Origin of the sequence: Bradyrhizobium sp. MOS001 (assembly GCF_004634465.1) — a bacterium.
Classification (GTDB): domain Bacteria; phylum Pseudomonadota; class Alphaproteobacteria; order Rhizobiales; family Xanthobacteraceae; genus Bradyrhizobium; species Bradyrhizobium barranii.
Window position 1 is genome coordinate 1 of the sequence record NZ_SPVJ01000035.1, and the last position, 13,399, is coordinate 13,399.

Consider the following 13,399-nt stretch of genomic DNA (forward strand, 5'->3'; position numbering starts at 1 on the left):
TTCGCCAAACAGCTTCTCCAGCAGGCCTTGTTCAACGAGCTGGTTCCGGAAGCGGTTCAGGACCGTGTGGTCGGGCGTCGCATCCTCAAGGCTCAAACCGACGAAGCGCTTGAACGACAACCGGTCGCCCAGCGCTTCCTCGAGTTCGCGCTCCGAAAGACCATACAGCGACTGCAACAGCACAGCACGAAACAGCACCAGCACCGGATAGCCTGGTCGACCGGGGCTCCCTTCATCCCGCAAATGGCCGATCAGCTTCTCGAACCGATACCACTTGACCAGGCCAGCCAGCCGATCCAGCGCCGCATTGGCGCCGGCCCCCTTCGGCATCAGCGCTTCCACAAAGCTCGGCTGTCCCGTCCGCTTCACCGCCATCGATACCTCCAAGGCTTTGCCCTAGGGAATCACAATTGACGAATTACGCAACAGGCCCCTTGTGGGAGAGGGTGTCTCGCCGCGTAGCGGCGAGACGGGTGAGGGGTATCTCTCCGCGCGTGACTCTCTTACTTCTGAATTCGCGGAAACAACCCCTCATCCGGCGCTTCGCGCCACCTTCTCCCACAAGGGGAGAAGGAAGAGCCGCCTACACCGGAATCCGGACACTCGCCCTTAATCCCCCCATCGGGCTGTCGCCGAGGGTGATGTCGCCGCCATGCGAGCGCGCGATGTCGCGGGCGATGGCTAGCCCCAAGCCGGTGCCGCCTTCGTCCTGGTTGCGGGCGTTGTCGAGCCGCAGGAACGGCTTGAACACCTCTTCGCGCAAGTGCGCGGGAATGCCGGGGCCGTCGTCCTCGACCGTGACGGTCAAATAACGGTGATCGCGCTGGCCGTTGATGGCGATGCTCTTGCCGTAGCGCGCCGCGTTGGTGACGAGGTTGGCGAGGCAGCGCTTGAACGAGGCCGGCTTCACGGTCACCACGGGCAGACCGTGGAACGCGACGGTCGCGGTGTGGCCGTGGCGCTCGGCGTCGCTGCGCAGCTCCTCGAGCGCCTGCGCCATGTCGGTCGGCTGCGACTGCTCGCCGGAATCGCCGCGGGCAAACGCAAGGTAGTCCTCCAGCATCATCGACATCTCGTCGACGTCCTTGCGCATGCCCTCAAGCTCTGGGTTGTCGCCAATCAGCGCCAGCTCGAGCTTGAACCGGGTCAGGATGGTGCGCAGATCGTGGCTGACGCCGGCTAGCATCGCGGTGCGCTGCTCCATCGTGCGCTCGATGCGTGACTTCATCTCGAGGAAGGCGACCGCCGCGCGCCGTACCTCGCGCGCGCCGCGCGGCCTGAAGTTCGGCGCCTCGCGGCCCTTGCCGAAACTCTCGGCGGCGTCTGCCAGCCGCAGGATCGGCTTGATCTGGTTGCGCAGGAACAGCACGGCTACGATCAGGAGGATCGAGGACGTGCCGACCATCCAGAACAGGAAGATCTCCGAGTTCGAGGCATAGGCGGCGCTACGCTGCGCGAACACGCGCATTACGGCATCGTCGAGCTGGATGCGGATCTCGACGAGGTTGGAGCGGCCGACGGTGTCGATCCAGAACGAGCGTCCGATCTGGCGGCCGAGCTGCACCGACAGCGTCTGGTCGAGCAGCGAGAAGAACGGTTTTGGGCCCGGCGGCGGCATGTCGCCGGCGGGGAGGAAGTCGACGACGAGGCCGAGGCGCTGCTGGGCGATGCGGCGGATCTCGTTGCGGTCCTTGTCCTGCGGATAGCCCTTGTAGACGTCGATCAGCGCGGCGATGTCCTGCACGACGGCAGCCGACAGGCGGCGCGTCACCGTGTTCCAGTGCCGCTCCATGAACACGAAGGCGACGACCGATTGCAGGATCACCATCGGCACGATCATGATGAGCAGCGCGCGGGCATAGAGGCCGGTCGGCATCCAGCCTTTGAATGCGTTGCCCATCCAGCCATTGGCGGCGGAGACGCGGCCGGCGGCGCTCTTCAACAGCGTCAGGCCGGTATCGATCGTGCTCATCGGTCGCGCTTCACTGCTTTATGGCGAGGCCACCAGGCGGTAGCCGATCCCGCGTACCGCCTGGAGGAACAGCGGATTGGCGGGGTCGGTCTCGATCTTGCGCCTGAGGCGGTTGATCTGCACGTCGACGGCGCGCTCGTTGACGCTGCCATTGCCGGTGAGCGCGCTGCGCGGCACGGTCTCGCCCGGGGTCTCCGAGAGAATCCGCAGCATCTCGCGTTCGCGGTCGGTGAGGTGAATGACCTCCTCGCCCTGGCGCAGCTCGCCGCGATCGAGATGGTAGACGTAAGGGCCGAACGCGATCTTCTCCACCGCGGCGGTTTGCGGCGGCGGTGCGGCGCGCTTGAGGATGTTGTTGATGCGCAGCGCAAGCTCGCGCGGCTCGAACGGTTTTGCCACGTAATCGTCGGCCCCGATCTGCAGGCCCTCGATGCGGGCTTCGGCCTCGTGCCGCGCCGTCAGCATCACGATCGGCACCGAGGAGGAGGTCCGGATGAAGCGGGCGAGATCGAAGCCGGTCTCGCCGGGCATCATGACGTCGAGGATCAGGAGATCGAAATGCAGCCCCATGAGCTTCGAGCGTGCATCGCCGGCGCTTGCGGCGGTAGTGACGCGATAACCTTCGCTGGCGAGGAAGCGCGACAACAGATCGCGGATGCGGCGGTCGTCGTCGACCAGCAGCAGATGCGGCGCATCGTCGGCCGGTTCTACCGGCGGGCGGGCGAGCGTGGCAGCGAACGGCACGTTCACTCCTTTCCGTCCTGATTGACGTTGGCGAAGATCGTCTCCAGCACCTTGTCCGGATCGTCGCGGTCGATCATCGCGCGCAGGAAACGCTTGACGGTATCGGCATCCTGCGGCGCCAACTCGGCGAGCGCCTTGGTGATCCGCGTGGTCTGGAGCCCGGCGAGCTTCTGCACCAGCGCCTCGCCCTTCGGCGTCGCGTAGAGCAGGCGCTGGCGGCGGTCATTGTCGCCGGTCTTCTGCACGATATAGCCCTCGTCCAGGAGCTGCTTGAGCACGCGGCCGAGCGACTGTTTTGTGATGCGCAGGACATCGAGCAGGTCGGCGACCTTGAGGCCGGGATAGCGATAGACGAAATGCATGACCCGGTGGTGGGCCCGGCCGAAGCCGAAAGCCTCCAGCTCCTGGTCGGGATCGCCGACGAAATCACGATAGGCGAAGAACAGCAGTTCGATGATATCCCAGCGCAAATTGCCTCCATCGCCTGCGGCCGGCCGCGGCTCGGCTGCGTCTTGAGAGGGAGTTGCGAAATTTATGTCAGGCATATTGACGTATCTTGGGTTCAATGTTACAAAACGATCAGCCCGCACGAAATTTTAGATCGCTTCGCGTCGGGTGGCAGTTCTAGGAGCGGCCGGAGAGAGCCGGACAGGCGACGACGGCCGAAGCAGATCTACCGTGCGATTGTCGAGCGGCATTTCGGCAAAACATACTGGACTTCCGCGTTCCGCAAAAGCATGTCCTCGGCGACATGCTGGCCACGGAAACCGGCCGTAACAAGGCTGGCGGCGGTCCAGCCACAACCTAATCAAGCCAGCCGGGCCCAAACAGGGCAGGCGGGCGCCAGAACAGCGCCGCTACCGGCAGCGGGAGGCAAGGACATGAGTATGAAATTCGACATCCAGCCCGCATCCAATCCGACATCCGAGAAGGACCGCGTCGCCAAGCTGGTGGACCCCGGCTTCGGTCGGGTTTTCACCGATCACATGGCGATCGTCCGCTACAACCAGGCCAAGGGCGGCTGGTACGAAGCACGCATCGAGGCGCGCGCCAACTTCCAGCTCGATCCGGCCGGCGCGGTCCTGCACTACGCGCAGGAAATCTTCGAAGGCCTCAAGGCCTACAAGCGTGACGACGGCGGTGTGAACCTGTTCCGCCCCGACGCCAATGCGCGCCGCTTCAAGGATTCCGCCGACCGCATGGCGATGGCGCAGCTGCCCGAGGACGTCTTCATCGAGGCGGTGGAGCAGGTCGTGCGCATCGACCGCGCCTGGATGCCGGGTGGCGAGGGCAGCCTTTATCTGCGCCCCTTCATGATCGCGAGCGAGACCTTCCTCGGCGTCAAGCCGTCGTCCGAATACATCTTCGCGGTGATCGCTTCGCCGGTTGGCTCCTATTTCAAGGGCGGACCTGCGCCGGTCTCGATCTGGGTCTCGGAGAACTACACCCGCGCCGCGATCGGCGGCACCGGCGCCGTCAAGTGCGGCGGCAATTATGCCGCGAGCCTGCGTGCGCAGGCCGAAGCGATCCAGCACGGTTGCGATCAGGTCGTCTTCCTCGACGCGGTCGAGCGCCGCTACATCGAGGAGCTCGGCGGCATGAACGTCTTCTTCGTGTTCGAGGACGGCTCGCTCTCGACGCCGCCGCTCGGCACGATCCTGCCCGGCATCACCCGCGACTCCATCATCGCGCTCGCGAAGGATGCCGGCAAGACGGTGCGCGAGAAGCCGTACTCGCTCGACCAGTGGCGCAAGGATGCGGCGAGCGGCAAGCTGAAGGAAGCGTTCGCCTGCGGCACCGCTGCCGTGATCTCGCCGATCGGCAAGGTGCGTTCGGTGAGCGGCGATTTCGAGATCAGCGGCGGCGCCGCCGGCCCCGTCGCCACGGGCCTGCGCAAGCAGCTCATCGACATCCAGTACGGCCGCACCAACGATCCGCACAACTGGATCCGCAAGGTGTTTTGATCGACGGCGATTACGTTTCCCCTCTCGCACAAGGGAGAGGGGAAACGCGCAACGTTTGTGGCTTATTGCGCTATGAACGTGCTGCTGCCGACACGCGACAAAGCCAGGAGACATCGAAGCATCCTGGACATCGCGAACATGGCAACAAAACTCTCCCAGCCCATGAAATGGGTCGTTCTCGCCGCAATCACCGGCGTCAGCGTTTTCGGCATCCTGACCATCGGGCCCATGCCGGAGGTCGTAGCGCAAGACCGCTCGCCGATCGTCGACGTGCGCACCACCGATCCCGAGATGAACACCGCGATCGCGCGCGCCCGCGGTACGCTTCCCACCTTCTGGGCGTCCTATGACGCGCCAAAGCCGTCGGAGAGCGGGCACGCCTTGAAGGTGCGCTTTTCGACCCGCAGGGGCGGAGAGCATATCTGGATCGGTGACGTGAAGAAGCTGCCGAACGGTACCTATTCGGGCCTCTTCGCCAACGAGCCGCGCGATCTGCCGGGCAAACGGGCCGGCGACGCGGTCAAGTTCAGCGAAGCGGACATTTCAGACTGGATGTTCATGCGCAACGGCAAGATCGTCGGAGGCGAAACCATCAAGCCGACGCTGAAGTCGCTGCCAAAGGCCGACGCGGATGCCCTGAGGGCCCGGATGGAGCAGCCGTAGATTCTCTTCCCCTCTCCCCGCAAGCGGGGCGAAGTAAAGCGAACTTCGGTTGCCGCACCGCGCGTCGGCTGGTAAACGCCGCGCATGGCCGAGAAACCCAAAAAACCCCAGAAACTGAAGGCGCGCCTGCCGCGCGGGCTCGAGGATCGCGACCCCGCCGCGATCCGGGCGACGCGCGAGATGGTCGAGAAGATCCGCACCGTCTACGAGCTCTACGGGTTCGAGCCCGTGGAAACGCCGGCGATGGAATACACCGACGCGCTCGGCAAGTTCCTGCCCGATCAGGACCGTCCGAACGAGGGCGTGTTCTCGTTCCAGGACGACGACGAGCAGTGGATCAGCTTGCGCTACGATTTGACCGCGCCGCTCGCCCGCTATGTCGGCGAGCGATACGGCACCGACGGTCTGGTCCTGCCCTACCGCAGCTACCGCGTCGGCTACGTGTTCCGCAACGAGAAGCCCGGCCCCGGCCGTTTCCGCCAGTTCATGCAGTTCGATGCCGACACGGTCGGCTCGGCGACGCCGGCGGCGGATGCAGAGATGTGCATGATGGCCGCGGACACGATGGAGGCATTGGGAGTTCCTCGCGGCTCCTACGTAGTGAAGATCAATAGTCGCAAGATATTTGATGGGGTATTGGAATCCATTGGACTGGGCGGCGAAGAAAATGCGGTACGTAGGCTCACCGTTCTGAGGACAATCGATAAACTTGATAAGTTTTCAACCGACGACATCAGGAAACTGCTCGGACCTGGTCGTTGGGATGGCGGTGAGGAAGGCAAAGGGGATTTTACTAAGGGCGCGGGCCTTACTCCAGATCAAATGGAGATAGTCTTTCGTGTTGCAGGCGGACACAATGAGTCTTGGGTAAGAGTTGATAGCGACAACCAGCCCTACGAAGACGACTGGTGCTTAAGTCCCGCGCAGTTCAAACAGCATTTGTCCGACAATCAAGCTTGGGCCGCAGATGATGGTGCCCCCGGCTACTTCTTTTCTAACGACACTTTGCTCACAAATTGGCGACCACTTCTGAATTCTCCAACCGGATTACAGGGGCTAGAGGAGCTTGAGCAGATTTGTTCTATCTTGACGTCGGCTGGTTATGGCTCTCAGCGGATACGTATTGCTTCCGAAGTCGTCCGCGGTCTCGAATATTACACGGGTTCCGTACTTGAGGTCGAGCTGCTGCTCGAGACCAAGGATGAAAAGGGCCGGCCCGTGCGGTTCGGCTCCGTCGGTGGTGGCGGCCGCTACGACGGCCTCGTCTCGCGCTTCCGCGGCGAGCCGGTGCCGGCGACCGGTTTCTCGATCGGCGTATCACGGCTTCAGGCCGCGCTGACGCTCCTCGGCAAGCTCGACACGCGGCCCGAATTCGGCCCCGTCGTCGTCACCGTGTTCGATCGCGACCGCGTCGCCGACTATCAGAAAATGGTGGCGTCCTTGCGCGCTGCCGGCATCCGAGCCGAGCTCTATCTCGGCAATCCCAAGAACATGGGCAACCAGCTCAAATATGCCGACCGCCGCAACAGCCCTTGCGTGATCATCCAGGGCTCGGATGAAAAGGCGCGCGGCGAGCTGCAGATCAAGGATCTGATTGAAGGCGCCAAGGCCGCCGCCGCGATCGCCTCCAACCAGGAGTGGCGCGAGAGCCGCCCGGCGCAGTTCTCGTGCAGCGAAGCCGACCTCGTCGCCAAGGTGCGCGAAGTCCTGGGCCGCCATGACGTAAAGTGGGGATAGCCATTCCGGAAGGCCGTCACGCCCGGGCTTGTCCCCGGCATCCACGTCTTGTTTGATGGCGACCGTCAATGGCCGGTGTTCGGCCGCAAGGGAGAGAACGATGCCTGAGATTACCGTCAGCATGGCCGAAGGCCGCACCGACGAGCAGAAGGCCGGCATGATGCGCGACATCACCCAGGCCCTGGTGAAGAATCTCGGCGTCGATGCCGATGCCGTCGTCATCCAGATCAACGAAGCCCCGCTCCGTCACAAGATGAAGGGCGGCAAGACGTTTGTGGAGCGCGCGGCGGCTGCGAAGAAGTAGCCAGCGCTATATCGGCAGTCTCCACTGTCGTCCCCGCCGAGTGCGCAATTGCGCACGGGAGCGGGGACCCATAACCACAGGCAGTGGTTATTTGGCGAGCTGGTAACTCCGAGTCTTCGCCAAACTACTCCCTGTGGTTATGGGTCCCGGATCGGCGCTCCGCTTCGCTGCGCTTGTCCGGGACGACGGCGGAGTTTGAGGCCCCCATGGACGCACGCGACTTCATCAAGGTCGGCATGAGCGCCGAGCGCACGCTGGTGGTGCCGGCCGAGCGGACGGTCGGGCATTTCGTGCCCGGCATGCCCATGGTCTATGCGACGCCGATGATGATCCTGGAGATGGAGATGACGTCGGGCGATGCGATCCGCGCCGCGCTTCAGCCGGGCTGGGTCACCGTCGGCACCGAAGTCGACATCCGCCACCTCGCAGCCGCTCTCGTCGGTGCGACGGTGCGGACCACCGCGAAGGTGGTCGCGGTCGAGCGCCGCGTCATCCGTTTCGAGGTCGAGGCGTTCGAGGGCACGCGCAGGCTCGGCGAGGGCCGCCATGCGCGCGGGCTCGTGAATGTCGAGATGTTCAACAAGCGGCTCGGGGCGTAGCGGCGAGCGCGATGCCGTAGGGTGGGCAAAGGCGCGAAGCGCCGTGCCCACCATCTTTTCGGGATCGCGAACGAAGTTGGTGGGCACGCTTCCGCCTTCGCTCGTCGAGCTTCGGCGGACAAGCCGCTTTGCCCACCCTACGACACCTGCTTACTTCGCCAGCTCCTTCGACCGCTTCGTCGCGGCCGCGATTGCGCGGATCATCAGATCGCGCAGGCCCGGCTCGCCCATCAGCACGCCGAGTGCCGCGGCGGTGGTGCCGCCGGGCGAGGTGACGTTCTGGCGTAGCGTGCTGGAGGGAAGCTCCGACTGGTGCAGAAGTTCACCAGAGCCGGCGACGGTTTCGCGTGCAAGCTTCGTCGCCAGCGCCTCGGGCAGTCCGGCCTCGACGCCGGCGCGCGCGAGCTCTTCGGCGAGCAGGAACACATAGGCCGGGCCTGAGCCGGACACCGCGGTGACCGCATCCATCAGGCCTTCATCCTCGACCCATTCGACCGAGCCGGTGGCACGCAGCAGCGCATCGGCTACCGCGCGCTGCGTGGTGCTGACGTTCTTCGCCGCGACGGCGACCGTGATGCCGCGACCGATCGCGGCCGGCGTGTTCGGCATCGCGCGCACCACGGCGCCACCGCAGACCTCTTCGAGCGATGCGATCGTGGTTCCCGCCATGATCGAGACCACCGAGGTCTTGTCCGAGACGAATTGCTTCAGTTTGGCGCCGGCCTCGCGGAACATCTGCGGCTTCACCGCGACGACCAGAGTCTCGACCGTGCCGACGGCGCTGACATCGGGATTGAGCGCAACGCCGTTGGCGGCAAGCGCGGTGATCTCAGGTGAGATGTGCGGATCGATCACCGCGACGCGGCGCGGATCGAGCCCGCCCGAAAGCCATCCGGTCAGCATCGCGCCGCCCATCTTGCCGGCGCCGGCGAGGAGGATGGTGCCGGTGATGTTCTTGAGAGTGCTGCTGTCTGCCACTGTGGTCACCACAAACAAAGGTGTCGTCCCGGCGAAGGCCGGGACCCATAACCACAGGCGGTTCTAGTGGATGGAGGGCGGAGCAACAAGCATCGCGCGATACGGAGAAATCACGCGGTATGGGTCCGGATCTGCGCTCCGCCTGTCCGGCACGATGCTGAGGAGGGCGCGCGCGCCCCTCACCATCTTGGAGAGAGGCCTTACGCCTCTCCCACCGTGTCGAACATCGCCGCGTCCATCGCCTGCGCGGTGGTCTTGCCGGCCCACACCACGAACTGGAACGCCGGAAAGTAGCGCTCGCAAGCGTGGATGGCGCCGGCGAGCATGGCTTCGCATTGCGCGGTCGAGGCGGTGAGCCCGCCCGGCAGCACCAGGGCCTGGCGGTGCATGATCATGCCGGTGTTGGTCCACAGGTCGAAATGGCCGACCCACAATTGCTCGTTGACCGCAGCGACCAGCCGTTGCACTTCGCTCCGCCGTGCAACCGGAATCTTCATGTCGAAGGCGCAAGCCAGATGCAGCGCCTCGATCTCACCCATCCAGGTGAAGGAGATCTGATAGTCGGTCCATTGTCCCTTGGAGACAATCGTGAGCTCGTCTTCGCCGGAGCGTTCGAACGGCCAGTTGTTGCTGGCAGCGATGTCCTCGACCACCGCGAGCGGGTGATTTCTGGAATCGATAGTGCCTTCGAGCAGGGACATTCCGTCTCGACCTCTTGCCTTTTTGTTGTCTTTGATACGCACTCGGTCGGCCCGGCGCGCTCCCTCAACGTCGCTGTCGCGATCCCCTCGGATCAGCGCGAGCCTATCGCGGATCAAGTGATGTGATTTGCGGAATCTGCGCAACTGGCTGCCGAGTCCGTCCACAAGCCAGGACTCGTTCGTCCACAGCTCATCTCCGCCACAATTCTTAACGAATGAGAACAAATCGGAATCGGATTCGCCGATGGCGCGCCAATCGTTAATTCCGCCGGGCGAGGCCACACCCGTCATGGCGGCATGGGACCATGCGGTTTTTCATGCGGAACGCGCTTGCTGCGGCCGCCGGGTGGCGTCATATTTCCGGTCAGGCCGTTCATCCCGGGCGGCCGATGTTCTCAGGGCGGGGTGAAAGTCCCCACCGGCGGTAAGGGTCGCAAGGCCCAAGCCCGCGAGCGCCTTCCCCCAAGGATCTTCCTGAAAAGGAATTTTGCCGAAGGGAAGGGTCAGCAGATTCGGTGCAACTCCGAAGCCGACGGTTAAAGTCCGGATGAAAGAGAACGGTCGGTGGCAGACGCATCGCAAGGTGCGGCTGCTTGTCGTTCCGTGTGCCCTGATTCTGGTCCTTTGAAGGAAAGCCATGAATCAGATGTTGCAAGACCCCCAAACCGAAACTTCCGAAGTCACCCAACCGCCGGTTCCGCAGGATCCGGCACCCGAGCATCCGCGCTTCGCGAAACCGCAGCGGGTGGCCTTCGTGCAGGCCTGCTGGCACCGCGACGTGGTCGAGGAGGCCCGCATCGCCTTCGTGAAGGAGGCGGCCGCACGTCACCTCAATCATGTCGACGTGTTCGAGGTGCCGGGCTCGTTCGAGATCCCGCTGCATGCGCAGATCCTCGCCAAGACGCGGCGCTACACCGCGATCGTCGCGGCGGGCCTCGTCGTCGACGGCGGCATCTACCGACACGAGTTCGTCGCCGACACCGTGATCAAGGCGCTGATGGACGTGCAGCTGCGCACCGAGGTGCCGGTGTTCTCGGCGGTGCTGACGCCGCAGCAATTCCACGAGACCGAGGTGCACTACGATTTCTTCCGCAGGCATTTTGCGATCAAGGGCGTCGAGGTCGCCGCAGCCTGTGCCGAGACATTGCTCGGCCTGGAGCGCCTGCGCGGTCAGGTCGCGGCGGGCATTGTGTAGCCGTCCGCTCACACGCCGCTGATTGTCAATCCCGTCGCCGTCCCTATAAAGTCGGCGGCGGGAGGAGGCCGTGCCGTGGAGACGGGCGGCCGACAAGATCATGTTCGAAGGACACGATCCCTATCTCGTCGCGCTCTCTGTGGCGATCGCGAGTCTGGGTGGCTATACCGGCTTTGCGCTTGCTGCTCGCATCCGCAACACGCCCGGCGTCAGCAACCGCGTTCTGCTCGCGGGTGCGGCGGCATTTCTGGCCGTCGGCATCTGGACCATGCATTTCGTCGGCATGCTGGCCGCGCCGCTGCCGCCGGACACGGTCTATCTCGTTCTTCCCACCATCATCTCGTTCCTGATCTGCGCGCTGGTGGTCGGCATTTCTCTTTTCTTTGTCTCGATCGGCGAGCCATCCCTGAAGCGAGTGGCCTCGTCGGCGGTCCTGCTCGGCGTCGGCATCGCCAGCATGCATTATGTCGGCATTCATGGTCTCGCCGGTCACTTCGGCATCGTCCACGACCGGACCATGGTGCTGCTCTCGGTCGTGGTCGCGATCGTCACCGCCTATGGTGGTTTGCGCGCCTTCCTGGCGCAGCAGGAGGGCGTCCGGCTGATCGTCAGTTCGGTTGCGTTCGGCATCGCCGTCTCCGGCATGCATTACACGGCGATGCTCGGCATGCATTTCGAGCCGCTGACCGGCGCGGCGCATCACCATGCCGGCGGCGGTCTTGCCGCGTCGCAGCAAATCCTGTCGATCATCGTTGCGGTGCTGTGCTTCGTCATCGCAGCCGGCTTCCTGCTGTCGCTGGTTCCCGACCAGCGGCGTCAGACGTCGACCTCTGTTGCTGCCGAACCGGCTGCTTCGCCGGTCGCGGCGGCCGCCATCGAACTGATCGCTGCGCCGGCTGCAGCTCCGCGCCCGGTGGCCCCGCTCGGCGGTCTCGGCCAGCCGCCCCGCACGCCGGTTCCCCGGTTGCCGGTCGAGAGCGCCGACGGCACGCACTTCATCGAGACAGCCAATGTCCGCAGCGTCCGGGCCGATGCGCATTACACCCGTGTTCACGACGGCACCCGCGAGCGAATGTGCCCCTGGTCGATCTCGGAGGCCGAGGCCCAGCTCGATCCCTCGTTGTTCCTCCGGGTGCACCGCAGCCATATCGTTGCCATCCCCCATGTCGCATTGGTCCGCAAAGAGGGGGATGGCGCCGTGCTCGAGCTCGACGGTCCGTCGCCGCATCGGGTCCCGGTCAGCCGTGCCAAGATAGCTGAGGTGAAGGCAAGGTTGGGCCTAGCGAACCGGCGGCACGCGTAGAGTCGGGCCGCACGGGAGGCGCGTTCTTTCTTACCCTCCCCTGGAGGGGGAGGGTCGCTTCGCATGGAGCGGAGCGTAGTGCGGAGCGGGGTGGGGTGACGGTCCCTCCGCGATGAATACCCCCCGAGTGGAGAGATCACCCCACCCCGCCCGCGCTTCGCGCGGTCGACCCTCCCCCTCCAGGGGAGGGTAGGTGGCCGCCGCGCCATACGTCGCCTCACCTGACGCAATTCGTGCGTTCCCCGCCGCAACTCGTGCGAAATCCGCTGTTCCGTGCCCGAATGATTGCGGGTTGCCCCTCTCGGAGTGACCGTCCCCTCCAACGTCCGCGCCGTCACGCGCAAGAGGACGACGAGGAGGAGATGATGATCCCAGGCTCATTCAGCTATCACCGGCCGGCGAGTGTCGCCGATGCCGTCAAGCTCTTGGCAGACCTCGGCGAGGATGCCCGGCCGCTGGCCGGCGGGCACAGTCTGGTGCCGATGATGAAGCTTCGGCTCGCCACCCCCGCCCATCTGATCGACCTGCACGGCATCGCCGCCCTCAAGGGCATCAGCCGCGACGGCAACAATCTTGTCATCGGCGCGATGACCACCCAGCACGAGCTGCTGGCCTCCGACGAAATCGCCCAGTCGATGCCGATCCTGCATGAAGCGGCACTGCTGATCGCCGACCCGCAGGTGCGCTACCGCGGCACGATCGGCGGCAATGTCGCCAATGGGGATCCCGGCAATGACATGCCGGCGCTGATGATGACCTTGGGGGCAACCTATCGCCTCGAAGGCCCGGGTGGCTCCCGCGACGTCGCGGCGGCCGACTTCTATCAGGGCGCCTATTTCACCGCGCTCGAGCCCGGCGAGATCCTGACCTCCGTCTCGGTTCCCGTGCCCGCGGCCGGCCACGGCTACGCCTACGAAAAACTCAAGCGCAAGGTCGGTGACTACGCCACCGCCGCCGCCGCCGTGGTTCTCACCATGTCCGGCGGCAAGGTCGCGACCTGCGCGATCGGGCTCACCAACGTCCACGAGACGCCGCTGCTGGCTGCCGATGCCGCCAAGGCCGTGATTGGCACCAGCCTCGATGCGGCGACGTTGAAGAAGGCCGCCGCTGCGGCCGCAGCGATCATGGCACCAGCTGCGGATGCCCGCGGCCCGGTCGAATACCGAAAACATGTCGGCGGCATCATGGTGACGCGCGCGCTTCAGCGCGCCGCCGCTGTCGCGAAGTAAGGGAGGGGGA

The 13,399-nt window shown here is 64.7% G+C and carries 14 protein-coding genes and 1 riboswitch; of the genes, 8 read left to right on the plus strand and 6 right to left on the minus strand.

The window, feature by feature from the left end:
* The 4 genes from CT676_RS30845 to CT676_RS30860 form a co-directional block, all read right to left on the minus strand.
* A partial coding sequence (locus CT676_RS30845) for a transposase (protein ID WP_135216017.1) occupies nt 1-375 on the minus strand: 375 nt, incomplete at its 3' end.
* Nucleotides 376-583: 208 nt separating this feature from the next.
* Nucleotides 584-1,972 (minus strand): ATP-binding protein, encoded by a 1,389-nt coding sequence (locus CT676_RS30850; protein ID WP_028151545.1) that lies wholly within the window; start codon nt 1,970-1,972, stop codon nt 584-586.
* 18 nt (nt 1,973-1,990) lie between these two features.
* Nucleotides 1,991-2,722: a response regulator transcription factor gene (locus tag CT676_RS30855; RefSeq protein WP_028169830.1), complete on the minus strand. Its 732-nt coding sequence runs from the start codon at nt 2,720-2,722 to the stop codon at nt 1,991-1,993.
* The gene (locus CT676_RS30860; RefSeq protein ID WP_063985573.1) at nt 2,719-3,261 is read right to left on the minus strand and encodes a MarR family transcriptional regulator; all 543 of its coding nucleotides are present in this window, start codon (nt 3,259-3,261) and stop codon (nt 2,719-2,721) included. The genes CT676_RS30855 and CT676_RS30860 overlap by 4 nt, the downstream gene beginning before the upstream one ends.
* 336 nt (nt 3,262-3,597) lie before the next feature.
* Between CT676_RS30860 and CT676_RS30865 the strand changes: the two genes are divergently transcribed.
* The 5 genes from CT676_RS30865 (at nt 3,598) to CT676_RS30885 (ending at nt 7,983) form a co-directional block, all read left to right on the plus strand.
* The gene (locus CT676_RS30865) at nt 3,598-4,680 is read left to right on the plus strand and encodes a branched-chain amino acid aminotransferase (RefSeq protein WP_085403340.1); all 1,083 of its coding nucleotides are present in this window, start codon (nt 3,598-3,600) and stop codon (nt 4,678-4,680) included.
* 138 nt (nt 4,681-4,818) lie between these two features.
* Nucleotides 4,819-5,343, plus strand: coding sequence for a DUF2314 domain-containing protein (locus CT676_RS30870; protein WP_085403432.1), 525 nt, complete (start codon nt 4,819-4,821; stop codon nt 5,341-5,343).
* Nucleotides 5,344-5,427: 84 nt separating this feature from the next.
* On the plus strand, nt 5,428-7,080 hold the full coding sequence (hisS, locus tag CT676_RS30875; RefSeq protein ID WP_085403339.1) for a histidine--tRNA ligase: 1,653 nt from the start codon (nt 5,428-5,430) through the stop codon (nt 7,078-7,080).
* A 55-nt stretch (nt 7,081-7,135) separates the two neighbouring features.
* A complete protein-coding gene (locus CT676_RS30880; protein WP_071909549.1) occupies nt 7,136-7,384 on the plus strand; it encodes a tautomerase family protein in 249 nt (82 codons plus the stop codon).
* A gap of 206 nt (nt 7,385-7,590) precedes the next feature.
* Nucleotides 7,591-7,983, plus strand: coding sequence for a hotdog domain-containing protein (locus CT676_RS30885; RefSeq protein WP_063985570.1), 393 nt, complete (start codon nt 7,591-7,593; stop codon nt 7,981-7,983).
* A 150-nt stretch (nt 7,984-8,133) separates the two neighbouring features.
* Here the strand turns inward: CT676_RS30885 and proC are convergent, their stop codons facing one another.
* Entirely contained in the window at nt 8,134-8,970 is an 837-nt protein-coding gene (gene proC, locus CT676_RS30890; RefSeq protein ID WP_244623315.1) for a pyrroline-5-carboxylate reductase, read from the minus strand.
* Between the two features lie 191 nt (nt 8,971-9,161).
* The gene (locus CT676_RS30895; protein ID WP_028169834.1) at nt 9,162-9,662 is read right to left on the minus strand and encodes a YbjN domain-containing protein; all 501 of its coding nucleotides are present in this window, start codon (nt 9,660-9,662) and stop codon (nt 9,162-9,164) included.
* 387 nt (nt 9,663-10,049) lie between these two features.
* Nucleotides 10,050-10,225, plus strand: a riboswitch (FMN riboswitch).
* A 74-nt stretch (nt 10,226-10,299) separates the two neighbouring features.
* Here CT676_RS30895 and CT676_RS30900 point away from each other — a divergent pair.
* The 3 genes from CT676_RS30900 (at nt 10,300) to CT676_RS30915 (ending at nt 13,389) form a co-directional block, all read left to right on the plus strand.
* Nucleotides 10,300-10,857: a 6,7-dimethyl-8-ribityllumazine synthase gene (locus CT676_RS30900; RefSeq protein WP_071909551.1), complete on the plus strand. Its 558-nt coding sequence runs from the start codon at nt 10,300-10,302 to the stop codon at nt 10,855-10,857.
* A 100-nt stretch (nt 10,858-10,957) separates the two neighbouring features.
* Nucleotides 10,958-12,160: an MHYT domain-containing protein gene (locus tag CT676_RS30905; protein ID WP_085403431.1), complete on the plus strand. Its 1,203-nt coding sequence runs from the start codon at nt 10,958-10,960 to the stop codon at nt 12,158-12,160.
* Between the two features lie 365 nt (nt 12,161-12,525).
* Nucleotides 12,526-13,389 (plus strand): xanthine dehydrogenase family protein subunit M, encoded by an 864-nt coding sequence (locus CT676_RS30915; RefSeq protein WP_085398496.1) that lies wholly within the window; start codon nt 12,526-12,528, stop codon nt 13,387-13,389.
* The last annotated feature ends 10 nt before the right edge of the window (nt 13,390-13,399 follow it).